Origin of the sequence: Streptomyces sp. NPDC048411, assembly GCF_040704695.1 — a bacterium.
Lineage (GTDB): Bacteria > Actinomycetota > Actinomycetes > Streptomycetales > Streptomycetaceae > Streptomyces.
Window position 1 is genome coordinate 1 of sequence record NZ_JBEZKL010000070.1, and the last position, 23742, is coordinate 23742.

The following is a 23742-nucleotide window of genomic DNA, read 5'->3' on the forward strand; positions in this document are numbered from 1 at the left end:
TGTCGCAATCCACACCGAACCCAGAAGGCCCTCACTCGTTCAAGACCACCCGACCGTGATTGCTGTCACCAACCTCCGTGGACAGAACACCTAGGCTGCTCACGGCTCGCCAGAAGGATCGTCTTCGGATACCGGGCCCCGCCCCTTGCGCTGCGCAAGCGGAACAACGGCCCCGACCACGGCCGCAGCTGTACCGATGGGAGCCGCAAGGCCCGGGCACTCGATCACCAAGGCCACAACACCCGCTCCGATCCCGCTGAGGACAGGCACAAGGAGCCCACGACGACGAATCAGACCGGTGCGCGCCGGGGATTCGCCTCGTCACCGGTTTCGGTTGCTGTGACGGACTCGGAGTGCGGCGTCTCGGGGTTCGTGGGTACCGTCATGGGTGGACCTTTCTCACGCAAGGGACAAGATCAGGGCGGCTCCCGTTCGGTGGGGTCAGGGCCTGACCCGGCTTTCGGTGACGACGAGCCGGTGATCCCAGGAAAGCGAGGCTTTCAGATGCGTAAGGCAATATCCTCCCTGGCAGCGGCCAGTGTGCTGGGCCTGTCGATGGGCGTCCCGACAACGGCAGCCGCAGACTCCGGCTCGCACAGATTCCGGGCCGACTTGACTCCGATCCCGACCAACAACGTGACCGGCTCGGGCACCGCGACCGTGTCCCTGTCCGGTCACAAGGTCACCGTGAGGATGACCGTGAAGGGGCTCCTGGCCGGGGTTCCGCACGCGGCCCACATCCACATCAACGGCATGGGCACGTGCCCCGCTGCGGCCGCGGCCACCAACCTCAACGGGCACATCGCGATCAGCACCACCGACGGCATGAAGTCTTACGGCATGATCGGCCGTTCCCTGACCACCAGCGGCGACACTTCCCCGGCCAGCGCACTGGCGGTGACCCGCTTCCCCGTGGGCAGCTCCTACCAGTACTCACGCACCATCACCGTCAACAACGATGTGGCCAGCAACATCCGCGCCGGCAAGGCCGTCATCGTCGTGCACGGCATCGACTACGACGGCAGCGGCAAGTTCACCAACGTGCTAGGCCCCAGCGAGCTAGACCCCAAGCTCCCCCAGGCCGCCACCGCCCCCGCACTGTGCGGCACGCTGAAGGCCATGCCCTCCAAGGGCGCGACGACCCGCTAACGCGCCACCCACAACCGCTCAGCCCGCGGCCAGTTGGCTGCGGGCAGCCTCGGCGGACGCCGTCCTGCCAGCCGCCGGACGGGCTCTGATCCGGAATTGCCCGTCTTCCGGCTCTGTCATGGGCTTTCCCGCTCGCGCGCCGGATCGTCCCACGCCGCGCGCATGCGGCCGGGACCACCGACGAGTTCGCCATGATGCGACCGCTGACCGAGGACCGGATACGTGCCTGGGCACCCGACGGCCGCCCCGCTCGCAGCCAGTTGGCCGACGCCCTGCAGTCCGACACAGCTCGCATTCCCTGGACGCGGCTGCGGGAGGTGCACCGTGCTCTACCGCGACGGTGAGCCGGCGGAGATCGGCTACTGGGGGGCACGGCGGACTGACTGATCGCCAGTCCGCCGTGGGGAATCCCTGGAGATTCGCCGGATTCCGTCCCGTGAGCCAGCCGGCCCGTTCATCCCACTGCGCGACCTCTGACCGGCCGGATTCCTGAAGAGGGGCGCCGCCGCCCGGGACGCTGCCGGCGACTGTGCCAACAGCATCCGCACGGGCGGCGCCCCTCCGGGTTCAGCCCACGGGCAGGGTCAGGGCAGCGGTGTGGAGCTTGCCGCCGGTCCGGAACTGCAGGAACAGCCGCCAGTTGCCCGAGGTGGGCAGTTCGGCGTGGAAAGCCAGGTCGGGGCCACCGTGGTCACCGTTCACCTTGGTGGTCGGGTGAAGGTGGGCGAATGCGGCGTCGCCCTCGTGGAATGCGGTCAGGTGGGCGTAGGTGTCCAGGTAGGGCTGCAGATCGGTGACCGGCTCGCCGTCCTTGGACACGGTGACGGTCAGCGGGTGCGCCATGCCGGCCATCGGCTCGCCCTTGACGGTGACGGTGTACCCGTCGGCCCCGGCGCTGCCGGTCCCTGCGGGCAGCGGGGTCTTCGTGGTTGTCCCGGGGACGGTGACGCTGCGGCTCAGGACGAAGTCCTTGCCCTTCCCCGCGCCGGTGTTCGGGGTGAAGGAGGCGAACATGCGCCAGGAGCCGGGGGCCAGGGAGGTGAGGTCGGCGGTCCAGGTGCCGTCGGCGGCCATGACCGGGTGGATGTGCTGGAAGCCGGTCAGGTCCGAGCGGATGGCGTAGAAGTGCATCCGCTTGGTCTGGTCGACGGCGAAGTCGGTGACCGGCTTGCCGTCCGGGCCGTTGACCGTGAACCGGTACGCGGCCCGCTTGCCGGAGGGCAGGGTCGCGTCGTGGGAGGTGAGGCGGTAGCCGTCCTTGTTGTCGGACAGGCCGTTGTCGGCGGCCATGTGGTCCATGCCGGGCATGTCACTCATCGAAGGCGACGAGCTGCGCGAAGAGGAATCCGAGGCCTTCGCGCCGTGGTTCATGCCGGGCATGGCCGAGGAGTCGCCGGAGGAGCCGCACGCGGCCAGGGTCAGCGCGAGGGCCGCTGCGGTGCCGGCCGCCGCGACGGCGCGGCGACGCATGGTGAATCGGGAAGAGGCGAACATGAGCGGGGGTCTTTCCGGGTGGGCGCACCACGCCGGTGGCGCGCGGGAAGGGCAGGACACGGGGCCGATCCGGTCAGTGACCGGGGTTCGGCGCGGTGCCTGTCACGTCCGCGCGACGCACACCTGGATGAGGAGATCCCGCCCGCCGGCCGGCGGCCCGCGACGCCGTGTCCAGCCGGTGGCCGCCCGCAATCCCGCCGGGAACCATGCGGCCGGCAGTGCGACGGCGGCGTACAGGCCGGCCGTCGGCAGCGGGTTCCGCTCGTGCGCGGGGGTGGAGACGCACTGCACCCCGTGCATTCCCGAACCGTCCCCGGCCCGGGCGGCCTGAGCACTCTGCGCGGTGGTCGGCAGCGCCGCTGAGGTCATCGTCGAAGCGGCGTGGCCGTCGTGCATGGGTACGGTCACTGGGGGCATCGCACCGTGGCAGCCCTCGGCGGCGGTGGCCGGCGCGCCGTGCATGAGGAACAGACCGAGCAGGACGGCACAGACCGCGATGAGCCGGGCGATGCCCCGCTCGCTCGGGTGTCCGATGCCCACTGCCGCTCCCTTTCTCCGCGTTGTCGCGCACCTGTGGCCGCCGACTCGTACGAGCATACCCCTGCCGGGTACCCGGGGCCTCTCGGCCGTCGGATGCAGGCGATGAGTGCGTACCGTTCGTCGCCGACCGGCCCGCCCCACGTGATGCCGAGGTCAGGTGGCCCAGTGGTGGGCGAGGGCGGCGTGGGGGTCGCCGTGGTCGGCGGTGTGGTCGGTGTGCACGGTGGCGCCGACCAGGCGGGGGACGGCATGGATGAGGGCGTGCTCGGCTGTGACGGCCAGGGCGTGGGCCTGGACCACGGTGAGCTGCGGGTCGACGACGATGTCGGCCTCGGCGCGCAACGCGTGGCCGATCCACCGCATGCGGACCTGCCCGATGTCGCGGACGCCGTCCACTGCACGCAAAGCGGTTTCGGCGGTGTCGACCAGGGCGGGGTCGACGGAGTCCATCAACCGCCGGTAGACCTCGCGGGCGGCTTGCCTCAGCACCATGAGGATCGCGACGGTGATGAGCAGCCCGACGATCGGGTCGGCGGCCCGCCATCCGAGTGCCGCGCCGCCGGCGCCGAGGAGGACGGCGAGCGAGGTGAGGCCGTCGGTGCGGGCGTGCAGTCCGTCGGCGACGAGGGCGGCGGATCCGATCGTGCGGCCGGTGCGGATGCGGTAGCGGGCCACCCATTCGTTGCCGATGAAGCCGACCACCGCGGCGGCGGCGACCGCCCACAGGTGGGTGATGTCGCGTGGCCTGAGGAGCCGGTCGACCGCCTCGTACGCAGCCAGGGCGGAGGATGCGGCGATGGTGAGCACGATGGCGACGCCGGCCAGGTCCTCAGCGCGTCCGTAACCGTAGGTGTAGCGGCGGTTCGCCGCACGACGGCCCAGGACGAACGCGATGCCCAGAGGGATGGCGGTCAATGCGTCGGCGGCGTTGTGGATGGTGTCGCCCAGCAGCGCGACCGACCCCGACGCCGCGACGACGACCGCCTGGATCACCGTGGTCGCCCCCAGGATGCCCAGGGACAGCCACAGGGTGCGCATCCCCTCCCTGGAGGTCTCCATCGCCGAGTCGACCTTGTCCATGACCTCGTGACTGTGCGGCGTGACCACATGGGAGACCTGGTGCCGCACCCGCGACCAACGCGAGCCGTCGCGCTCGTGGCTCCACAGGTATCCGTGGTCGTGCGCGTCCTCGTGACTGTGGTCGTGCCCGTGCCCGGCACCCGGTTCGGCGTGTCCATGGTGATGCTGACTCACAGCGCGCTCACTCTCGTCAGGCGGCGGGGTGGACGGAGATCCCACCCGCCTATTATGTGCGTATGAATGCACGCATGCATCTATCACCTGCGCAGGGTTCGCAGCCGCGAGAGGTCGGCGCTGAGCATTTCCTGGTCGCGGCCGAGGTCCTGGGCCTTCTGGCGGACCGCACCCGTCTGGCGCTGCTGCATGTCCTGGCAGCGAATGAGGCGGACGTCACCTCACTGGCGGAGGCCGTAGGAGCGGCCCGGCCGGCGGTCAGCCAGCATCTCGCCCGGTTGCGCATGTCCGGGCTGGTGACCACCCGCAAGGAGGGCCGGCGGGTGATCTACACGCTGCCCGACGGGCATCTGCGACGTGTGGTGGCCGAAGCCCTGGAGCTGGCCGATCACCGGCTGACCGGGCGTGCGCCCCACGCGTGAGGAGCACGCCCGATCAGAGGTCACCCGACAGGCTCTCAGGCCGCCGCCGGCACCGGGGCAGCGGTGGCGGGATTGAGATGGCCGGTGCGGCGCAGCGCGATCAGGGCCGCCGCGCAACCACCGCCCACGGCGGCCAGCGCCGCCCAGGGCAGCCACGGTGCGCCCAGGCGGGCGGCGAGGTCGAACAGGGCTCCCACGCCCACGTTCCCTGCGGCCACCGCGATCCCGGAGACGGTGCTGTACGCGCCGTAGTACGTGGCGACCAGCCGCTCACCGGACAGCCGGACCAGGGTGTCCATCTCGAACGGGTACAGCAGCGCCGAGCCGGCGGCCAGCAGGCACGCGCACAGCACCAGGCCGGTCGTCCCGCCCCCGGCCGACAGGCCGTCGGCCCGATGGTGGGGGCCGAGCAGCAGAGGCAGGAAGGCCGCACCCATCAGAATGAGGCCGATCGCGATGGCCTTGGGGGCTTCGAAGCGTTTTCCGGCCCAGGCGGTGAGTCGCAGTTGTCCGGCGACGGAGGTCAGGGCGGAGAGGGCGAAAATCCCGCCCATGGCGGTGCCGCTGTTGTCACCGAAGAGGGTGCGGGCCTGCAGCGGCAGGGCGAGGTAGGTCTGGAAGGCCAGGAGGTAGGAGCCGGCCATCGCGGCGGAGAACAGGACGAAGGGCCGGTTGGTGGCGATGGTCCGCCAGTCCGCGGCGATACCGCGCAGCCCGCCCGCGCGCTCGGCGTCGGCGGCCGGGCTGCACGGGGGCAGGGCGCGGGCCTGCACGACGGCGAGCAGCGCGAAGACCGCGGCCGCGACCGTACACACGAGGCGGAAGTCCCAGGCGAGCAGGGCAAGGCCCACGAGGGGGCCGAGCAGGATGCCGGCCTGGTAGAAGACGTTGAAGGCGGCGAAGGCCTCCACTCGGCGCTCGCCCGCTCCGGCGGCGAGGTAGGCGCGGACGGCAGGGTTGAACAGGGCCCCGGCGAGCCCGGTGGCGGCGGACGCGATGACGAGCGCCGGGAGGGTGTCGGCGAAGGCCAACAGGGCGAATGCGCCGGTGCGCATGCCGCAGCCGGTCAGGATGAGGGGTTTGTAGCCGATCCGGTCGGCAAGGGTGCCGCCGAGCCAGAACATCCCTTGCTGGGAGAGGTTGCGCACGCCGAGTACCAGGCCGACCGCCCAGGCGGCGAGGCCCAGACCGTGGGCGAGGTGGTCGGCAAGGTAGGGCATCAGCATGTAGAAGCCGAGATTGATACCGAACTGATTGCACATCAGCAGCTGGAGACCGGGGTCGAAGGAACGCACGCGAGCGCACAGTTGCTTCACCGGACACCCACCACGGTGCGAGTGCCTGCGGGGACGGTGCGATCCAGCGGGTCGGTCACGCGGGCGCAGCGTGTCCAGTGCCGCACGGTGTGTTCGGCCGGGTCGTCGATGGTGTCGGGTTCCTCGGGCGGAAGGTGGCCGAGCAGTTGGTGCTCCTGGCACCAGGCGTCGTTGTAGATGGTTTCCAGGTAGCGGTGGGGGCCGTCGGGGAAGATCGCAGCGATACGGGTGCCGGAGGGACAAGTGCGGGCCGCCCATCCGGCGACCCGGGCGACCGCGCCGACGCTCCAGCCGCCCGAGGCGTAGTGCCGGCGGGCGAGTTGGCGGCAGGCCCAGACCGCTTCGGCGGGGGCGACCCAGTGGACTTCGGTGAAAGCGCGGTAGTCGACGTTGCCCGGGTGGATGCTGGAGCCCAGGCCACGCATCAGGCGCGCGGCGGCGGGCTGGCCGAAGATCGTCGAGCCGGTCGCGTCAACTCCGATCAGTGCCAGATCGGGGAAGCTCTCCCGGAGCACGGCGCTGATCCCTGCTGAGTGGCCGCCCGTGCCGACCGAGGCGACGAGGACGTCGATGCGGCCGAGCTGGGCGATGAGTTCGGCGGCCATAGGCCTGTACGCGGCGACGTTGTCGGGGTTGTGGTACTGGTCCGGGCACCACGCTCCCGGGTTCGCGCCGAGCAGCTCCGTGACCTGTTCGCGGCGGGCCTGCTGCCAGCCGCCGGCCGGATGCGGGGCGGCCACCTGCCGCACCTCGGCGCCCAGTGTGGTGAGGAGGCGCAGCATCGTCGGTTCCATGCCGGGGTCGGTGACAACGGTGACCGGGTGATCGTGCGTCAGACCGGCCAGGGCCAGGCCGAGCGCGAGGGTGCCGCTGGAGGACTCGATGATCGGGGCTCCGGGCCGGAGGACGCCACGGCGACGGGCTTCCCGGACCATGTGCAGGCCGGGCCGGTCCTTGATGCCTCCGGGGTTGGCTCCCTCCAGTTTGGCGAAGAAGCCCCGTCCGGCAGGCGCGAAAGGCTCGCCCACCCACAGGACCGGGGTGTTGCCCACCAACTGGTGGGCGCCACGGGCGACCGGCGGCGCGGGGGCGAATGAGTTCGCGCAGAAGTTTTCGAGCAGGGGGACGTGCATGGTCGGTAACGCTCCTTGGTGCACACCGGAGCAAGCAGGGTGTGCGAGGCAGACGGGTCACGGGCACGCGAGCACACCTCTGGTCCCACCCGTGCCCGGCGGGCACGGGCACGGGTGGAGAAGGCGTGCGGGCGCGGCCTACCGCCGCAGGACGCAGAGCCGGGTCAGAGTCGCCTGGCCGCCGGTACCGCCCCTCAAGGGTTCCGGACCCTCGCGATCGGACGGGCCGGGCACCGCGCGGGGCGTGTACGTGAGAGGCGCCGTGCCACCGGGATCGGCGAGGGCGCGGTCCGCCGGGGTACGAACCCGGTCCACGGCGTGATCGACCACGTCCGCGTGGCCGCCACCGTGGCCGGGCGCCCGGTCCGCGCTGTGCTCCGCCGCGGCGTGCGAACAGCCGTCGACGGCCGCGTGCGTGGACAGAGTGGCGAACCCCGGCCCGTGCAGAGCGCCTACGAGATGACAGCCGACCAGCAGGAGCAGGGCGAACAGCAACGCTGCCCGCACCGGGTGCCCCACCACCTTGCTGCTCATCCCCGGGATCACGAGCCCAAAGTAGTCGATCGCTCACCGATAGTCACTTCTCGACTTTGGCAACACCCCGTTCGCCTCCTTCGGCGGGCAGGTCCCGGGCCCCTCTGGAATACGCCGGGTCGGCCCCACGGCAGCGCCGTCGATCGCGCCACCGACACCGGGGCTCGCCGCACCAGAGGCGGCGGACATCCCCACGAACAATGCCCCCAACGAAACCTGCCGACAGCCGGAGGCCAACACGCGATCAAGCGCCGCCCTGCCTGCGATCCCCCACGTCGGCCGGCCGCCCTGGAGACCCGTTCCCCTGCCTGGCCGATGCCGATGAGGGACACGCCACGCAGGACTGCCCGCCCTCGTGCGCGCCGGTGACGTGGGTGGATGCGCGGGATTTCGCCCGCTGGATGCAGGTCGCGCCGAAGCCGGTCCGTGTCCACTGGCGCCGTCGGGCCTCCGGCGGTTCCGTTCCACTTCTGGTACGACCTCTGGCGGGAGTGCCAAATCCGTTGACCGGGCGGGCCGCGCCGGGGGTGATGTACTCGGCAAGGACGCGGGTGCACAGCGAGGCCGTGTTGCGCTCGTTCTACGCTTCCACCTGGAGGAGGGCACGGGCCCGCACGCAGCCGAGGTCAGCCGCCGGACCACACCGCAACAACCGATCCACGAACCAGGAGCGACACCATGGGACTCGACAACCACCGTGTCGTCATCACAGCCGCCGGCCGCGACTTCGGGCGAACCCTGGCGATCCAGGTTGCCGAACTGGGCGCCGAGGTCTTCCTGTCCGCACGCAGCCTCGCTGCCGCAGAGCGTGTCCGCGACGAGATTCGCGACCGAGGGCACCAACAGGTCCATGCCTTCGCCTGCGACCTGACGAGCCCCGCCTCCATCCGCGACTTCGCATCCAGTGTCGCGCGACTCACGGACCGCGTCGACCTGCTCGTCAACAACGGTTCCCGCTATCTCAACGGGCCGGACCTGCTGTCCGCCTCGGACGCCGATGTCGTCGACACCATCGCCTCAGGCGCCACCGGCACGGTCCTTACAGTGAAGAACTTCCTTCCTCTCCTGCTCAATTCGGACAAACCGGATGTCGTGACGATGGTTTCCGCCTGTGGGACGTCGGGCCATCAACGTTCGGACGCCCACGACGCCTTCTATGCAGCCAAGAGCGCCCAGGCAGGGTTCACCGAGATCCTCTCCAAGCGCCTGCGTCCTCAAGGGGTCCGGGCGATCTCGCTCTACCCGCCCGACTTCGACAACGCCGACCCGCTCTCCGAGGAGTGGGAGACCACCCCGCGCGAGGCCAAGGACGCTCTCACCGCGCACTCGCTCGTGGAGTGCATCCTCTTCGCCGTCGCCCAGCCTCGCGACTGCTTCATCAAAGCGTTCCACTTCGAACAGGTCTGACCGATGCCCTCGCACGTCGACGCACGACGGCTGATGCCAGGTCCGGAGAGCCATCACGGCCCAGGACCGCAGGCATTCAGACAGTTCCCCTACCCGACTCCGCCATTACCGGCGGGCCGCGACGAGATCGTCGAAGCCGTACGGGCGCATCATGCGCGGCAGGAGCGGCTGGCTCGGATTCCGGCGGTGCCTGCGGCCGGGTACCGGGCCCAGTCCCTCAACGACATGTTCGGGAGGTCGTGGTGAAGGCCCGCATTCTTCCAGGAGCTGCTGGCAGCGGGGAAGGCTGCAGCGACGGTCCGCTCCTACGGCATGGACCTCCTGCGGTGGTGGCGGTACCTCCCGCAGCCCGAAGCCCAGGCGCCGGTAGGCCAGTACCTCGCGCAGTCGCTCCACGTCGCCGGCCGAGTAGGCCCGGTACCCGGCTCCAGTTCGCGCCGACGGCCGTACGAGCCCGATCTCGTCATAGTGATGCAGCGTGCGGACGCTCACGCCCGCCAACTCGGCCACGCGTCCCACGGTCAGGTGCTTGTCCACGGCACCGACTATGCAGCCTGACGCCACGTGAGGGTCAAGCGCCTCGCTTCTGGCAGCGAGAGCCGAACGCGGAGCGGCGGGTCCGAGGCGACTGCTGACAAGCCAGGGCGATGGTCTGGTTCAGAGAAGCTTGTGTCAGATGCTCACTCCTCCGGCCAGATCCGGCCCAGAGGGCACGGCCGGCCGACATCCGCGACAACCTGATCGCCCGCAACGCCGAAGCCGAGCGCGAAGGCTGCCTCGGAGAGGTCGAGGGCCTGCAGGTCAGCCTCGCCGGCGCGCAGGACAAGCTCGCTCAGCTCGGCTTAGGCGTGGCAGCACCCGCACAAGGCAGGGCGCGGGGGGCGGACGGCGAGCCCGATACGGCTCACCGTCCGCCCCCGCGACGTTCTCACGTCCTCACCGCGCGGGATGTCAGAATCCGATGGCCTCGCGCAGCAACAGGACGGTGCCGCGCCCGGGCTGCGGCTCGGCGTTGAGGACGAGCAGGCGGTTGACCGCGCTCGGCTGCCCGTAGACCGCCTGGGCGCGCGCGGTCTCCAACGGGAGGGCGTGCTCCTCGACCCGGCGCAGTGCGGTGCTCAGGTCGGGCACCACCTTCTGCGCCCCGACGACCCAGATCGCCCTCGCGGCGCCGCCGGCGGAGGCGGGCAGCTGGCTGCCGGTGCCCGAGGCGATGACGAGCGAGCCGGTCTCGGTGACGGCCGCGACGCTGGCGACGAAGACGTCGGGGGCGGCCATCAGCCGGCGGATCTGGTCGAACTCGGTGGCGCGGTCCATCTTCAGCACGCGCGGCCGGATGGCCTGGTAGCGGTCGCCCGCCTCGATGTCCTCCGCGATGCCGGAGAGCCGAAGCGTCTCGCTGGCCCCGGTGAACACGCCCGCGCCCTCCGGGATCAGATCCTTGATGCGGGCGCGGGCCGCCGTGGCGTCATCGAGCAGTTCGGCGGTGAAGCCGTTCGCTCGCAGCGCCGTGATGGCCCGGTCCAGCCGTTCGGCGGAAGCCGGTGCGGCGAAGCCGTTGGCCGCCTCTGTGGCCGACGCGTCCGCCTCACCGGCACCCGGTGCCCGACCGGCGTCCCCGGCCTCACCGGAGCCGTGCGCCTGGGCGTCGGGGCCGGGCGCCGAACCCCCCAGCGGGGTGGTGTCGACGTACCTGACCTCGTAGACCCGCTCGGCGAACTTCCATCCCTCCGGCGTACGTCGGTATGTGTCGTGGTAAAGGGCGAAGTTCAGGCCCGAGCGGCCGTCAAGCAGACGCGCGATCTCCTGCATGTAGGTGCGACCGGTGGCGGCGTCGCCGTCGATCCGGATCGTGCCCGGATGGCTGTTCTGCACAAAGAAGTCCCACTGGCTCTGCAGGCGTTCGCCTCCGGTCCGGATCTCCTCCCGGCCGATGAGCTCGACCGGGACGTTGGGCATGCGCAGAACGCCGTCGGGGGTGAACAGCGCGGCGAGGCGGGCGCGGTCGCGCATCATCGCCGCGTCGGTGAACTCACCACGCAGCGCCTCGATCTCGACGCGGTCGGCGATCTCCTGGAAGTCGTTCATGCGAAGCTTCCTGTCCTGTGAATGGTGTGCTCGTCTTCACCAGTCCGACAACGCAGCCCCGCCGAATGTGAGGCGAGCCGCCGACCTCACATTCCGCCGCTCTGATTTGTCGTACTGGAGAGGGCACGTGAACGAGGGAGCCGGAGAGCGTATGACCACCCCGTCGGAACAGGCACAGCGGCAGGCAGACGAGCAGCGGGACCCGGGCCTGAGCACGATCATGAGCGAGCGGCGACAGCTGCTCAATCTCGCCTACCGGCTGCTCGGATCCCTGGCCGACGCGGAGGACGTCGTCCAGGAGACCTACACCCGCTGGTACGCGATGTCCCGGGCGGAGCAGCAGTCCATCGAGTCCCCGGGCGCCTGGCTGACGAAGGTGGCCAGCCGCATCTGCCTGAACCTGCTCGGCTCGGCGCGCGCCCGGCGGGAGGCCTACGTCGGCGAATGGATCCCGGAGCCGCTGCCCGACCCGGTCGAGTGGATCGCCGGGGCGGCGGGCGGCGCCGGCGTGGACCCGGCCGACCGGATCACCCTTGACGAGTCGGTGACCATGGCCTTCCTGGTCGTGTTCGAGTCGATGACCCCGGCCGAGCGCGTCGCGTTCGTGCTGCACGATGTCTTCCGCTACCCGTTCGCCGAGGTGGCCGAGATCGTCGGCCGCAGCCCGGCGGCGTGCCGTCAGCTGGCATCCTCGGCTCGCCGCCGCATCGCCGCCGCGCGGGCCGAGGCGAGCCCGAACGCGGCCCGGCAGGCGAGCGTCGTCCGGCGGTTCAAGGCGGCCTGGGAGGCGCAGGACATCGAGGCCCTGGTCTGCCTGCTCGACCCGGGCGCCACTGCGATCTCCGACGGTGGCGGCCGCGCCATCGCCCACCTGCTGCCGATCGAGGGCGCCGAGCAGATCGCCCGCCTCTACCTGACGATCGCCCGGTTCGCGCCGCCCCGGACGATCCTCGAGCGCACGGTCAACGGGCTGCCGGGCCTGGTGATCGAGTCCGAGGGCCGGACTGAGACGGTGTTCGCGTTCGAGGTCGCCGACGATGACCGGATCACGCACATCTGGGCGGTGCGCAACCCGGAGAAACTCCGCCCCTGGCGGCTGTCCTGACTGTCCTCACGGGCCGGCGGCCGGGCCGGTGGCGGCCGTGGCAGCGCGAAACGGGAACCGACCTTGGACAAGCCCTATCGCTGCAGTTCAGAGGCACTTTCCCTTTAATTGATCACATTCTGGTCGGCCATGCCAGGAAAGTGTGAGGTCAGTTCGGAGAAGGGACCAGTCCGCACGCGATCGCTCCCATCCACAGGGGCCGCCGCATCCCTACCTCCACGCCCCCCCGGTGGCTGGGCCGGGGGCGGTCCAGGAAGCGCCGGAAGGGAGAACCGGCCTCAGGGCCGGGACGCTACCGGGCCACCGCCCGTACTCCGATCCTCACGCTGACGCCGCACACCCGCATCCCGGGACCACACCGGTCAGAGGGCCATCGTCCCGTCGGCCCCCGAACCGCGGGGGCAGCACTGGGGCCAACACGAGACGCGGCACCCAGGGGCACCGCAAACACGCGCCCCCCGGACCCCAGCAAGTCGGCCCGGCGCTCGGAACCGCCGGCCGCGTCCGGCGCGCCCGGGCCGAAGGCTGCGGGGTCTCGGCCGCCGGGTCGGTCGCCCGAATCCTCGCCACTGATCGTCATCGCGTCGGAACTCTATGAGCCGGCGCGGCACACCTGGCAGGATCCGGTCCGTGACGAGCGGTCGGACGTCCGAGCTGTTGCTGAGCGGCATCGTGCTGATCGGCGCCTCGGTGCAGTGGCTCACGGGGATGGGGTTCGCGCTCATAGCCGTGCCCGCCCTGGTGCTGGTGCTGGGCCCGGCCGAGGGTGTGGTGCTCGCGAACTGCGCGGCCGGTGCGATCAGCCTGCTCGGGCTCGCGGGCAGCTGGCGGCAGGTGCGCCCCGCAGCGATGGTGCCCCTCGTCGCAGCGGCCGCGTGCACGGTGCCGGCCGGGAGCTGGGTGGCGGCCCGGTTGCCTGAGCCGGTGTTGCTGGCGTGCATGGGGGCGCTGGTGAGCGGGGCCGTGCTGCTGGTGATGCGGGGCTTCCGGGTGCCCGCTCTGCGCGGGGCCGTAGGTGCGGTGGCCGCGGGTGCCGTGGGCGGGTTCATGAACTCATCGGCGGGCGTCGGCGGCCCGGCGGTCTCCTTGTATGCCGTGAATGCGGGTTGGACAGTGCGGGAATTCGTGCCGAACGCCCAGTTCTACGGGGTCGTGGTGAACGCATTCTCCGTCGCCGCCCATGGCGTTCCGCAGCTCAGCACTCCCCTCTGGCTCCTGATCACCGCCGGCCTGACGGCGGGCGCCCTGATCGGGAAGGCGCTCACTGGTCGGGTGCCGGAGAAGCGGGCCCGGCTGCTCGTCCTGCTGCTCGCACTCGGCGGTGGGATCATCACGCTGGCCAAGGGGGTGTGGGCGCTCTGACGGTCGGGCCACCGCCCGGATCCGCCCACCGATGATCTCCACGGACCGCCGCCAGGTCGGCAGGGCCCTGTCGAACAGACGGCGCCCACGGGATATCTTGATATCAAGCAATGTTGCAGACGTGGAGCGGAGCACCCGGTGACTGACTCGACCATCATCTATACGCACACCGACGAGGCCCCGGCCCTGGCGACGTATTCGTTCTTGCCTGTGATCGAGGCGTACGCCTCGACGGCCGGGGTCACCGTGGAGAACCGCGACATCTCCCTCTCGGGCCGGATCATTGCCAGCTTCCCCGAATACCTCGACGAGAACCAGCGCATCGATGACGCTCTCGCCGAGCTCGGCGAGCTGGCCAAGACGCCCAGCGCCAACATCATCAAGCTGCCGAACGTCTCGGCGTCGATCCCGCAGATGAAGGCGGCCATCGCCGAGCTGCAGCAGCAGGGCTACGCGCTGCCGGACTACCCGGACGACCCGCAGACGGACGAGGAGAAGGACGTCCGCGCGCGCTACGACAAGATCAAGGGCAGCGCGGTCAACCCGGTCCTGCGCGAGGGCAACTCCGACCGCCGTGCCCCCGCGTCGGTGAAGAACTACGCCAAGACGCACCCGCACCGCATGGGCGCCTGGACGGCCGACTCGAAGACGAACGTCGCGACGATGAGCGCCGACGACTTCCGCTCCACCGAGAAGTCCGCCGTCATTGCCGAGCCCGGCTCCCTGCGGATCGAGCTCGCCGGTGACGACGGCACCACCACCGTCCTGCGCGAGTCGGTTCCCGTGCTCGCGGGCGAGGTCGTCGACGCGTCCGTGATGCGGGCGGCGGCCCTGCACGAGTTCCTCGAGGCGCAGATCGCCCGCGCCAAGGCCGAGGGTGTGCTCTTCTCCGTGCACCTGAAGGCCACGATGATGAAGGTCTCCGACCCGATCGTCTTCGGCCACGTGGTGCGCGCCTTCTTCCCGAAGACGTTCGCGAAGTACGGCCAGGCACTGATCGCCGCCGGTCTGTCGCCGAACGACGGCCTCGGCACGATCCTGAACGGCCTGGACGGCGTGCCGCACCTGGGCGCCGAGATCAAGGCGTCCTTCGAGGCCGAGCTCGCCGAGGGTCCCGCCCTGGCGATGGTCGACTCCGACCGCGGCATCACCAACCTGCACGTGCCGAGCGACGTCATCGTCGACGCGTCCATGCCGGCCATGATCCGCACCTCCGGCCACATGTGGGGCCCGGACGGCAAGGAGGCCGACACCCTGGCCGTCCTGCCGGACAGCAGCTACTCGGGCGTCTACCAGGCCGTCATCGACGACTGCCGGGCGCACGGTGCGTTCGACCCGTCGACGATGGGCTCGGTGCCGAACGTCGGACTGATGGCGCAGAAGGCCGAGGAGTACGGCAGCCACGACAAGACCTTCGAGATCGCCGCCCCGGGCACGGTCCGCGTCGTCGACGGTTCCGGCAACGTGGTGCTGGAACAGACGGTCGCGGTCGGTGACATCTTCCGCATGTGCCAGACCAAGGACCTGCCGATCCAGGACTGGGTCAAGCTCGCCGTCACCCGCGCCCGCGCGACCGGCACCCCGGCCGTGTTCTGGCTGGACGAGGGCCGCGCGCACGACGCGACGCTCATCGCCAAGGTCAGGACGTACCTCGCCGACCACGACACCGAGGGTCTGCAGATCAAGATCCTTTCGCCGGTCGAGGCGACCGCGTTCTCGCTGGAGCGCATCCGCCGGGGCGACGACACCATCTCGGTCACCGGCAACGTGCTGCGTGACTACCTGACCGACCTGTTCCCGATCCTGGAGCTCGGCACGAGCGCCAAGATGCTCTCGGTCGTCCCGCTGATGAACGGCGGCGGCCTGTTCGAGACCGGCGCCGGTGGCTCCGCTCCCAAGCACGTCCAGCAGCTGGTCAAGGAGAACTACCTGCGCTGGGACAGCCTGGGTGAGTTCCTCGCGCTCGCGGTCAGCTTCGAGCACCTGGCGCAGACGACGGGCAACGCGCGCGCCCAGGTTCTCGCCGACACCCTCGACCGCGCCACCGGCACCTTCCTCAACGAGGACAAGTCGCCGAGCCGCAAGCTGGGTGGCATCGACAACCGCGGCAGCCACTTCTACCTGGCGATGTACTGGGCCCAGGAACTGGCGAAGCAGACCGACGACGCGCAGCTCGCGGAGGCGTTCGCCGGTCTCGCCAAGACGCTGACCGAGCAGGAGCAGACGATCGTCGACGAGCTCATCGCGGTGCAGGGCTCGCCGGTCGACATCGGCGGCTACTACCGTCCGGACGCCGCCAAGGCGTCGGCCGCCATGCGCCCGTCGGCGACGTTCAACGAGGCCATCGCGTCCCTGGGCTAGCCCACGGCAGTCCCCGGTCGCCGCGCAGCCCGCGGTGACCGTCCCGCCCCGGTCGCACGTGCGACCGGGGCGGTCCCGTGTGCGGGGGGGAGTTCCGGGGTGTTCACTGCGTCCGCCGGTGTGCTCGCGGGCGAGGCGGTCCCACTCCTCGTGGCCGCCGGGCAGGGGCCAGGACAGCTCCGTCCCGGCCCCCGAGTACGGTGCGACCGCCGGTGAGCTGCGAGTATGGCGCGGGGCGGCCACATCCGGACAGCTCCGCCGCCCGAGCAGCCGACCGATTCGGAGCAGCACATGACCGCGCCACTCACCGTCGCCGTCGCCCAGCCCGTCTGTGCGCACCTCGACGTCTCCGCGAACGCCGCGGCCCATGCCGAGGCGATCGGGGACGCGAGGGCCCGGCTGGTCGTCTTCCCGGAGCTGTCACTGACGGGTTACGACCTCGCCGCCCCGGCCGTCTCGCCCGACGACACCCGTCTCCGGCCGATCATCGCCGCCTGCCGTTCCACCGGAGCGACGGCCCTGGTCGGGGCCCCGGTACGCGAGGCGGACGGGCGTGAGTACCTCGCCGTGCTGGCCGTCACGGGAGAGGGCGTGCGGATCGTCTACCGGAAGATGTGGCTGCACGGCGAGGAGTTCGACCGTTTCACCCCGGGCGAGAAGCCGGAGGTCCTGGTGCTCGACGGCGTGCGGCTGGGCCTTGCGGTGTGTTACGACGCGGCCGTCCCGGAACACGCCGCCGAGACCGCCGCGCTCGGTATCGACGCGTATGTGGCCGGCACGCTCTACGGTGCGGGTCCCGGGTCGGCGGCCCGGCGCGACGGGCACATGAGGGAGCGGGCGCTCGCTCACGGGGTGTGGGTGGTGCTGGCCACCTCGGCGGGGGCCAGCGGTACGTATCCGGAGACGTCCGGTGGTTCGGGGGTATGGGGTCCGGACGGAGCGGTGGTGGTGCAGGCCGGGTCGGAGGCCGGCGCCCTGGTGTCCGCGGCAATCGGGGGAACCGTGCCTGCCTGAGGCGTGTCCGGCGGATCAGGGACGACGGGGCCCAGGCCTTTCTCTCGGATCAAAGGCCCGGGGCGAGCATCTCCGCCGTGATCGCCCACCGTTCGTGGTCCCGCCACGCCCCGTCGATGAAGAGGAAATCCGGCGAGAAGCCTTCGAGCCGGAATCCGGCCCGGCGCACGAGGGCGATCGAGCCCTTGTTGCCGGGCTGGATGTTCGCTTCCAGACGGTGCAGGCCGAGCGGTCCGAAGGCGTACCGCAGCACCAGACCGAGCCCTTCGCTCATCAGGCCGCGCCCCGAGGCGTGGGCGAACGCCCCGTATCCCAGGGCGCCACAGCAGAACGCACCGCGGAAAATGTTGTTGATGTTGATGAAGCCGGCGAGGGGACCGCTCCCGGCCCCGTCGAAGGCCGTGCGCTCGCAGACGAGGAAGCCCGCCTTTGTGGGGTCCTCGATCAGCCGGCCCGCGTAAGCGGCGTACGCGCGCGCGTCGTCGGGCGGGAACAGCCACGGGCGGTGCAGGTCGCCGCTCTCCTTGACCCGGCTGGTGAACTCCTCGGCGTCCGCGGGGGTGAAGGGGCGGATCCCCACGCGCGAGCCCTCGGCCACGTAGACGTTGTCAGACATCCGGACAGCGTAAACGGCGTGCCGGGCTCACCTGGGACGGCGGCGGAACAGATAGCCGCCGCACACCATGCCGGCCGCGAACATCGCGACCAGCACCACGTACAGGGGCAGTGTCACCAGCGGGATCAGCATGCGGATGGTGACCTCGCCGGTGTTCTCGGCGATGAAGACGACCGACAGGACCGCGATGACGAGGACAACGATGCGGGACGGTGAGAACGGTCCGACGCTGCCCTTGCCACCGCTCGATACGTCCTTCGGGCTCATGGCTGGGCCCCTTCCCTGGTCCTGATACGCCACCGCCCCCGACTCCAGGATGCCCCCATCCCGCGCCCGGGGTGCGGTGGCGTGCGGCCGTACAGGTGACGGTCCGTTCCGGGGCAGTTCACCCGTCCTGCGACCACGGGCAGCTCCAGCACGCCGGTGGTCCTGCGGGCTGCTGACGACGGTGACCGGTTGGCTGCCGCGATGACCGACGTACGCGCTGTCGCCGGCCGCGATCACGCATTCGAGCCGGTGCCCCGCCCCGTACCGGTGCACGATGCCCGGCAGCTGCGCGGTGAACGGCCGGATGACGTCGGGCACGCGCACCGGTGGAACCCTGTGTTCAGATCAGCGCGGGTACCTCGACCGTGAGCGTGCCCAGACCGCCGTCCTCCGGCGCGTCCAGCACCGCGGGCACACCGAGCGGAATCGTCAACGCCGTCGGGCCGTGACCGAAGCCCAGCTCCTCGACGACGGGCACGCCCAGCCCGCCGAGCCGGTCGGCCAGGACCGCACGCACCTCCTCGTACGGTTCGCAGCCCTGCCAGGAGCCGCAGGCGACCCCGGATACCCCGGACAGCGCCCCGGCCCGCAGCAGTTGAGTGAAGATGCGGTCGAGGCGGTACGGGTCCTCCGTCGTGTCCTCGATCATCAGCAGCCCGCCGCGGGCGGACGTCCGGGCCCGCGGGGTGCCGATGTCGGCGGCGAGCAGGCTCACGCAGCCGCCGTATGTGATGCCGCTGCCCCGGCCGGGCACCAGCACACCGGCCGTGCGAAGGCCCAGGGTCCGTACCGATTCCGGCTCGAACAGGGTGGCCCGCAGCGACTCCTGGGTGTCCGGGTCCTTGAGGAAGGTCTCCGTGGCGACCATCGGTCCGTGCAGCGTCGAGAGCCCCATGCGCTGGGCGAACGCCTCGTGCAGCACGGTGATGTCGCTGTAGCCGACGAACACCTTGGGCCCGGCCGCGCGCATCGCCGCCCAGTCGACCAGGTCGACCATGCGGTGCGCCCCGTATCCGCCGCGAGCGCACAGCACCGCGTCGAAGGACGGGTCGCACCAGGCCTGCTCAAGGTCGCGGGCGCGCACCTCGTCCGTACCGGCGAGATAGCCCAACTCCGGGTGCACGTCACGGACATGGGGCATCTCGACGGGCTCCAGACCCCAGCCGCGCAGCACGTCCAGACCCGCCTCGAGGCGGTCGCCCGGCACCGGTCCGCTGGGCGACACGACGGCGACCCTGGCACCCGGTCGCAGGCGGGCGGCGCGGGTCAGAGGAGTCAGCGTCACTTCTTCAGCTCCAGTTGTGGTACGTCGGGGCGGTCGATGCCGAAGGTCTGGGCGTAGAGGGAGAGTTCGGCCTCCAGTGCGGCGATCAGGGTGTCGGCACGCCGGAATCCGTGGCTCTCCCCCTCGAACGCGAGATACGCGTGCGGGATGCCGCGCCCTTCGACGGCGGTCAGGAACCGCTCGCACTGGACCGGTGGGCAGATCACGTCGTCCAGCCCCTGGAGCAGCAGGAACGGTGTGGTCAGCCGGTCGGCGCGGTTGATCGGCGACCGCGCGCGGTACCGGTCCGGGACCTCGGCGAGCGGGCCGATCAGGGACTCCAGATACTGCGACTCGAAGTCATGGGTCTCGTCGGTGCCCCAGCCGGTCAGGTCGAGGATCGGATAGCTTACGGTGCCGCAGGCGTAGACGTCGGTGCTGGTCAGCGACGCGGCGGTGGTCCAGCCGCCGGCGCTGCCGCCGCGGATGGCGAGCCGGTCCGGGTCGGCCGTGCCCTCGGCTGCCAGCGCCCGGGCGACGGCGGCGCAGTCCTCCACGTCGACGATGCCCCACTGTTCGCGCAGCCGGTTGCGGTAGGCCCTGCCGTAACCGGTGGAGCCGCCGTAGTTGACCTCGGCGACGCCGATGCCGCGCGAGGTGAAGTAGGCGATCTCCAGGTCGAGGACGAGCGCGGCATGGCCGGTGGGACCACCGTGCGCCCACACGACATACGGCGGCAACTCGCCTTCGTGCCCCTCCCGTTCGGGGTTGCGGGGCGGATAGATGTGGGCGTGGATGTCACGGCCTTCGGGCCCGGTGAAGGTGCGGTTCTGCGGTGCGGGGTAGTACGCGGGGTCGACCGCGTCGCGGTGCTGCGCGCCGATGATCCGGGTGCGGCCCGTCGCGGTGTCCAGCTCCACCACCTCGTACGCGCTCTGCGGACTCGCGGCGACGCCGACGACCCGGCTGCCGTGAACGGCGAGCGTCTCGGCCCACTCGGTCCAGGGCCCGACGGTGTCGGCGAGTTCGCCGGTCTCCGGGTCGAGGATGCCGAGGGTGGTGGTGCCCTTGCCGTGGATGGTGGCGATCAGTCCGTTCTCCAGCGGGCGGAACCAGCTGAGCCCGATCTTCCAGAGCGGCCCGGCGAACTCCTGCTCCCGTGTACAGAGCGCCACCGCGCCCCGGTGCGGATCGGCGCGGTACAGGTTCCACCAGCCGCTGCGGTCGCTCGCGAAGAGGAGCTGTCCGTCGATGGTCCATTCGACCTGCGGCACCGATTCCCCGGGTCCGCCGCCGAAGCTCCAAGTGTTGCGGAACGTGCCGTCGTCGGTGACGTCGGCGAGCATCACCTCGGTGCCGTCCCACGGCATCCGCGGATGGTCCCAGGCGATCCACGCGACGCGCCGCCCGTCGGGCGACAGCTTCGGCCCGGTCACGAAGCGGTGCCGGCCGTCGGAGAGTTCGCGTACCGCGCCGCGGTCGTCGGCCGCCGATCCGTCCAGCGGTACGGCGGCGATCACCCGGCGCACATCGGTGGGCGCCTCGCCGGTGAACTCCTCCAGGACGCACCACACTTCGCCCCGCTCGCCGCGGTCGAGGTGCAGCTGCGGATCGACCCAGCGCAGTCCGCCGCCGACAGCCGAGACCGGGGTGAGCGGCCATGGTTCGTCGGGCCCGTCGGGCGCGTACGCGTACAGCCGCTGGTCGGTGAAGTTCACGAAGACGATCAGCGGTCCGGCGTCGGCGCGCCCGGCACCGGCCCAGGGCAGTCCGCCGTACTCGATGACGCGGCTGCGTACGTTCCACGGAACGGGCAGCACGGATTCGGTGGTCCCGTCCGCCCGGCGGCGGACCAGGGCGCGACGGCCCGCCTCGGCCGGGCGCGGCTCCGTCCACCACACCTCGTCGCCGACCGCGCCGACGTACTCAGGGCGGCCGTCGTGCGAGGCGGCCAGCCGTGCGTCGATCGGCGACGGCCATGTTCCGTAGGCCTCTGTGGACACCATATTCAATCCCCCCGTGCGGGTCAGGCCGTGCGCAGATAGTGGTCGAGGACGCGGACGCCGAAGTGCAGTGCCTCGACGGGCACGCGTTCGTCGACGCCGTGGAAGAGCGCCTGGTAGTCGAAGCCGACCGGGAGCTTCAGCGGCGAGAAGCCGTAGCCGGTGATACCGAGCCGGGAGAACTGCTTGGCGTCCGTGCCGCCCGACATGCAGTACGGCACGACATGGCCGTCCGGGTCGAAGCGTTCGACGGCGGCGCGTAGCTTCGCGTACGTCGGTGAGTCGACCGGCGCCTGCAGAGCGACCTCACGGTGGTGGAACTCCCAGTCGACGCCTGGTCCGGTCAGCCGGTCCAGGGTGGTGCGGAACTCGTCCTCGCCACCGGGCACCGTCCGGCCGTCGATGTAGGCGAGGGCACGGCCGGGGATCACGTTGACCTTGTACCCGGCTTCGAGCATCGTCGGGTTGGAGCTGTTCCTGACGGTCGGCTCGACCAGGGCCGCGGCCGGTCCGAGCTTTCCGAGCAGTTCGTCCACGTCGAACCCGGGGGCGTCGACATCGGCGCGGATGCCGTGCAGGGCGGCGATCTCGGTGAGGGCGGCGCGTACGGTCGGGGTGAGCCGTACCGGCCATTCGTGTGCGCCGATCCGGGCGACGGCCGCGGCGAGTGCGGTGACCGCGTTGGCCCTGTTGACCTTTGAGCCGTGCCCGGCCTTGCCGTGGGCGGTGAGCTTCAGCCATCCGGTCCCGCGCTCGCCCGCGGCGATGGGGTAGAGCGACATCCCCGGTCCGGCGTGGAAGGTGAAGGCGCCGGATTCACTGATGCCTTCCGTGCACCCTTCGAAGAGTTCGGGGTGCCGGTCGGCGAGGAAGCCGGAGCCGTCCTCCGCGCTGGCCTCCTCGTCGGCGGTGTACGCGATCACGATGTCCCGGCGCGGCCGGATACCGGCCCGGGCCCAGGCCCGGACGACGGCGAGGACCATCGCGTCCATGTTCTTCATGTCGATGGCGCCGCGGCCCCAGACGACACCGTCGCGGACCTCCCCGGAGAAGGGGTGCACGCTCCAGTCGTCGGCCTCGGCGGGCACGACGTCGAGATGCCCGTGGACGAGGAGCGCGTCGGCGGTCGGGTCGGTGCCCTCGATCCTGGCGACCACGTTGGTGCGGCCCGGGGTGCGTTCGAGCAGCTGGGGTGCCAGTCCGGCGGCGGCCAGCCGTTCGGCGACGTACTCGGCGGCCGGGCGCTCCCGGCAGTCGCCGCCGCCCCGGTTGGTCGTGTCGATCCGGATCAGTTCGGACGTGAACGTCACGGATTCGTCGAGTGCCAGGCCGTCGACGGAGTCCTGGGGGGTGGTCGCCTCAGCCATACTGTTCCTCCACGGCGGACGACACGATCGTCGTCACCGCCTTGAACGTGCGAATACCTTCGTACATCGTCGCGCTGGTGTAGGCGACGCGCCGCTCACCACTGGGCACCACGCCGGGAACAACGGTGGCCGCTGTGGCCAGATGCTCGGCATCGAACTCCAGCTCCACCGTGAACGGGCCGCCCCGCACCGGTTCGACGCGACCGGCGAGCGAGGTGGCCTCCTTGGCGGCCGCGCGGATATCGGCCGCGGTACGAGCGGGGGTCCGGCACACCGCGGCGTACCGCGACACGTAGTCCTTCACCGCGACCTTGCGGGCGGCGGGGGCGTATCCGCCGGCGTCCACGCAGGTCAGGTCGTCGCCGGTGACGAGGACGACGGGCACGCCGTACTCCGCGGCGACATGCGCGTTGAGCAGTCCCTCGCTGGCGCGGACCCCGTTCAGCCAGACGCCGGTGATGGAGTTGGCCAGGTACGTGTGGGCGAGCACGCCCTCCGTACCGGCTCCCGTGTGGTAGCCGACGAAGGCGATCGCGTCGACGTCACCGTGCTGGATGCCCTCCACCATGCTGAGGGACTTGTGCCTCCCGGTGAGCATCTGGACCCGCTCGTCGAGCCGCTCCAGCAGCAGGTTGCGCATGGACCAGTGGGCCTCGTTGATCAGCACCTCGTCGGCGCCCCCGTCGTAGAAGCCGAGGGCCGCCGCATTCACATCGGAGGTGAACATCGATCGGCAGCGCTCCCACTGCGGCGTCCCGGGCAGCACATCGGCCGGCCAGGTCACGCCCGTGGCGCCTTCCATGTCCGCGCTGATGAGGATCTTCACGGTGTATCGGTCCTCTCGCAGGTCGGCAGGCATGCGCTCCGGCCGTGACAGCGGTTGCCGTCCTCGGACCCGGAGGAACGCCCGACAGGCTCCCGAAGCGGCCGTTCGCGAAGGGAGATCTTCATGCGGCAACACCGTACGCGGCGGCGGAGCCCCAGGCCAGAGGTGTTGTCAGCTCCAGAGGTCCAGTCCATTGCCGGTCAGTTGGGCGGCCGGTCGG

At 70.9% G+C, this 23742-nt stretch carries 20 protein-coding genes and 2 pseudogenes; 7 read left to right on the plus strand and 15 right to left on the minus strand.

Annotation, left to right across the window (positions count from 1 at the left end; translation table 11 throughout):
- Window positions 1–504: 504 nt before the first annotated feature.
- Window positions 505–1149: a CHRD domain-containing protein gene (locus tag AB0915_RS23395; RefSeq protein ID WP_366692929.1), complete on the plus strand. Its 645-nt coding sequence runs from the start codon at window positions 505–507 to the stop codon at window positions 1147–1149.
- 567 nt (window positions 1150–1716) lie between these two features.
- On the opposite strand, the gene AB0915_RS23400 is transcribed toward AB0915_RS23395, so the two are convergent.
- The 3 genes from AB0915_RS23400 to AB0915_RS23410 form a co-directional block, all read right to left on the minus strand.
- Entirely contained in the window at window positions 1717–2643 is a 927-nt protein-coding gene (locus tag AB0915_RS23400) for a hypothetical protein (protein ID WP_366692930.1), read from the minus strand.
- A gap of 102 nt (window positions 2644–2745) precedes the next feature.
- On the minus strand, window positions 2746–3183 hold the full coding sequence (locus AB0915_RS23405; RefSeq protein ID WP_366692931.1) for a hypothetical protein: 438 nt from the start codon (window positions 3181–3183) through the stop codon (window positions 2746–2748).
- A 153-nt stretch (window positions 3184–3336) separates the two neighbouring features.
- Window positions 3337–4350, minus strand: a complete 1014-nt coding sequence (locus tag AB0915_RS23410) for a cation diffusion facilitator family transporter (protein WP_366692957.1) — start codon at window positions 4348–4350, stop codon at window positions 3337–3339.
- 161 nt (window positions 4351–4511) lie between these two features.
- Here AB0915_RS23410 and AB0915_RS23415 point away from each other — a divergent pair, with 161 nt between their 5' ends.
- The gene (locus AB0915_RS23415; RefSeq protein WP_366692932.1) at window positions 4512–4859 is read left to right on the plus strand and encodes a metalloregulator ArsR/SmtB family transcription factor; all 348 of its coding nucleotides are present in this window, start codon (window positions 4512–4514) and stop codon (window positions 4857–4859) included.
- 35 nt (window positions 4860–4894) lie between these two features.
- On the opposite strand, the gene AB0915_RS23420 is transcribed toward AB0915_RS23415, so the two are convergent.
- From AB0915_RS23420 to AB0915_RS23430, 3 genes are all read right to left on the minus strand, one after another.
- Window positions 4895–6175: an MFS transporter gene (locus AB0915_RS23420; protein ID WP_366692933.1), complete on the minus strand. Its 1281-nt coding sequence runs from the start codon at window positions 6173–6175 to the stop codon at window positions 4895–4897.
- Window positions 6172–7308, minus strand: coding sequence for a PLP-dependent cysteine synthase family protein (locus tag AB0915_RS23425; protein WP_366692934.1), 1137 nt, complete (start codon window positions 7306–7308; stop codon window positions 6172–6174). The genes AB0915_RS23420 and AB0915_RS23425 overlap by 4 nt, the downstream gene beginning before the upstream one ends.
- Before the next feature lie 138 nt (window positions 7309–7446).
- Window positions 7447–7842, minus strand: a complete 396-nt coding sequence (locus tag AB0915_RS23430) for a hypothetical protein (RefSeq protein ID WP_366692935.1) — start codon at window positions 7840–7842, stop codon at window positions 7447–7449.
- A 678-nt stretch (window positions 7843–8520) separates the two neighbouring features.
- Here AB0915_RS23430 and AB0915_RS23435 point away from each other — a divergent pair.
- Window positions 8521–9249 carry an SDR family oxidoreductase gene (locus AB0915_RS23435; RefSeq protein ID WP_366692936.1) on the plus strand — a complete coding sequence of 243 codons (729 nt, stop codon included), beginning with the start codon at window positions 8521–8523 and terminating at the stop codon, window positions 9247–9249.
- A 336-nt stretch (window positions 9250–9585) separates the two neighbouring features.
- On the opposite strand, the pseudogene AB0915_RS23440 reads toward AB0915_RS23435, so the two are convergent.
- Both AB0915_RS23440 and AB0915_RS23445 read right to left on the minus strand, forming a co-directional pair.
- Window positions 9586–9768, minus strand: a pseudogene (locus tag AB0915_RS23440) (MerR family transcriptional regulator); the annotation flags it as partial.
- A 432-nt stretch (window positions 9769–10200) separates the two neighbouring features.
- On the minus strand, window positions 10201–11337 hold the full coding sequence (locus AB0915_RS23445) for an LUD domain-containing protein (protein ID WP_366692937.1): 1137 nt from the start codon (window positions 11335–11337) through the stop codon (window positions 10201–10203).
- Between the two features lie 151 nt (window positions 11338–11488).
- On the opposite strand from AB0915_RS23445, the gene sigJ reads away from it, so the two are divergent.
- From sigJ to AB0915_RS23465, 4 genes are all read left to right on the plus strand, one after another.
- Window positions 11489–12442, plus strand: coding sequence for an RNA polymerase sigma factor SigJ (sigJ, locus tag AB0915_RS23450; protein ID WP_366692938.1), 954 nt, complete (start codon window positions 11489–11491; stop codon window positions 12440–12442).
- Between the two features lie 630 nt (window positions 12443–13072).
- Complete coding sequence (locus AB0915_RS23455; RefSeq protein ID WP_366692939.1) at window positions 13073–13804, plus strand: sulfite exporter TauE/SafE family protein; 732 nt, start codon at window positions 13073–13075, stop codon at window positions 13802–13804.
- A gap of 138 nt (window positions 13805–13942) precedes the next feature.
- Window positions 13943–16165, plus strand: a complete 2223-nt coding sequence (locus AB0915_RS23460) for an NADP-dependent isocitrate dehydrogenase (protein WP_366692940.1) — start codon at window positions 13943–13945, stop codon at window positions 16163–16165.
- 291 nt (window positions 16166–16456) lie between these two features.
- Complete coding sequence (locus tag AB0915_RS23465) at window positions 16457–17179, plus strand: carbon-nitrogen hydrolase family protein (protein ID WP_366692941.1); 723 nt, start codon at window positions 16457–16459, stop codon at window positions 17177–17179.
- A 49-nt stretch (window positions 17180–17228) separates the two neighbouring features.
- On the opposite strand, the gene AB0915_RS23470 is transcribed toward AB0915_RS23465, so the two are convergent.
- The 7 genes and pseudogenes from AB0915_RS23470 to AB0915_RS23500 form a co-directional block, all read right to left on the minus strand.
- Window positions 17229–17795 carry a GNAT family protein gene (locus AB0915_RS23470; RefSeq protein WP_366692942.1) on the minus strand — a complete coding sequence of 189 codons (567 nt, stop codon included), beginning with the start codon at window positions 17793–17795 and terminating at the stop codon, window positions 17229–17231.
- Window positions 17796–17822: 27 nt separating this feature from the next.
- A complete protein-coding gene (locus AB0915_RS23475) occupies window positions 17823–18062 on the minus strand; it encodes a LapA family protein (RefSeq protein WP_366692943.1) in 240 nt (79 codons plus the stop codon).
- Window positions 18063–18187: 125 nt separating this feature from the next.
- A pseudogene (locus AB0915_RS23480) lies at window positions 18188–18395 on the minus strand (peptidase S15); the annotation flags it as partial.
- Between the two features lie 7 nt (window positions 18396–18402).
- On the minus strand, window positions 18403–19347 hold the full coding sequence (locus AB0915_RS23485; RefSeq protein WP_366692944.1) for an LD-carboxypeptidase: 945 nt from the start codon (window positions 19345–19347) through the stop codon (window positions 18403–18405).
- Complete coding sequence (locus AB0915_RS23490; protein WP_366692945.1) at window positions 19344–21332, minus strand: prolyl oligopeptidase family serine peptidase; 1989 nt, start codon at window positions 21330–21332, stop codon at window positions 19344–19346. The genes AB0915_RS23485 and AB0915_RS23490 overlap by 4 nt, the downstream gene beginning before the upstream one ends.
- A gap of 20 nt (window positions 21333–21352) precedes the next feature.
- The gene (locus AB0915_RS23495; protein ID WP_366692946.1) at window positions 21353–22696 is read right to left on the minus strand and encodes a M20/M25/M40 family metallo-hydrolase; all 1344 of its coding nucleotides are present in this window, start codon (window positions 22694–22696) and stop codon (window positions 21353–21355) included.
- A complete protein-coding gene (locus AB0915_RS23500) occupies window positions 22689–23522 on the minus strand; it encodes a M55 family metallopeptidase (protein WP_366692947.1) in 834 nt (277 codons plus the stop codon). Before AB0915_RS23500 ends, AB0915_RS23495 begins: the two co-directional genes overlap by 8 nt.
- Window positions 23523–23742: the final 220 nt, after the last annotated feature.

Bases quoted from the DNA above. Each gene is read 5' to 3' on its own strand.
- AB0915_RS23495 (WP_366692946.1), bottom strand. From the start codon at position 22,696: ATGGCTGAGGCGACCACCCCCCAGGACTCCGTCGACGGCCTGGCACTC.
- AB0915_RS23395 (WP_366692929.1), top strand. From the start codon at position 505: ATGCGTAAGGCAATATCCTCCCTGGCAGCGGCCAGTGTGCTGGGCCTG.
- AB0915_RS23400 (WP_366692930.1), bottom strand. From the start codon at position 2,643: ATGTTCGCCTCTTCCCGATTCACCATGCGTCGCCGCGCCGTCGCGGCG.
- AB0915_RS23465 (WP_366692941.1), top strand. From the start codon at position 16,457: ATGACCGCGCCACTCACCGTCGCCGTCGCCCAGCCCGTCTGTGCGCAC.
- AB0915_RS23490 (WP_366692945.1), bottom strand. From the start codon at position 21,332: ATGGTGTCCACAGAGGCCTACGGAACATGGCCGTCGCCGATCGACGCA.
- AB0915_RS23425 (WP_366692934.1), bottom strand. From the start codon at position 7,308: ATGCACGTCCCCCTGCTCGAAAACTTCTGCGCGAACTCATTCGCCCCC.
- AB0915_RS23470 (WP_366692942.1), bottom strand. From the start codon at position 17,795: ATGTCTGACAACGTCTACGTGGCCGAGGGCTCGCGCGTGGGGATCCGC.
- AB0915_RS23415 (WP_366692932.1), top strand. From the start codon at position 4,512: ATGCATCTATCACCTGCGCAGGGTTCGCAGCCGCGAGAGGTCGGCGCT.
- AB0915_RS23430 (WP_366692935.1), bottom strand. From the start codon at position 7,842: ATGAGCAGCAAGGTGGTGGGGCACCCGGTGCGGGCAGCGTTGCTGTTC.
- AB0915_RS23435 (WP_366692936.1), top strand. From the start codon at position 8,521: ATGGGACTCGACAACCACCGTGTCGTCATCACAGCCGCCGGCCGCGAC.
- sigJ (WP_366692938.1), top strand. From the start codon at position 11,489: ATGACCACCCCGTCGGAACAGGCACAGCGGCAGGCAGACGAGCAGCGG.
- AB0915_RS23475 (WP_366692943.1), bottom strand. From the start codon at position 18,062: ATGAGCCCGAAGGACGTATCGAGCGGTGGCAAGGGCAGCGTCGGACCG.
- AB0915_RS23445 (WP_366692937.1), bottom strand. From the start codon at position 11,337: ATGAACGACTTCCAGGAGATCGCCGACCGCGTCGAGATCGAGGCGCTG.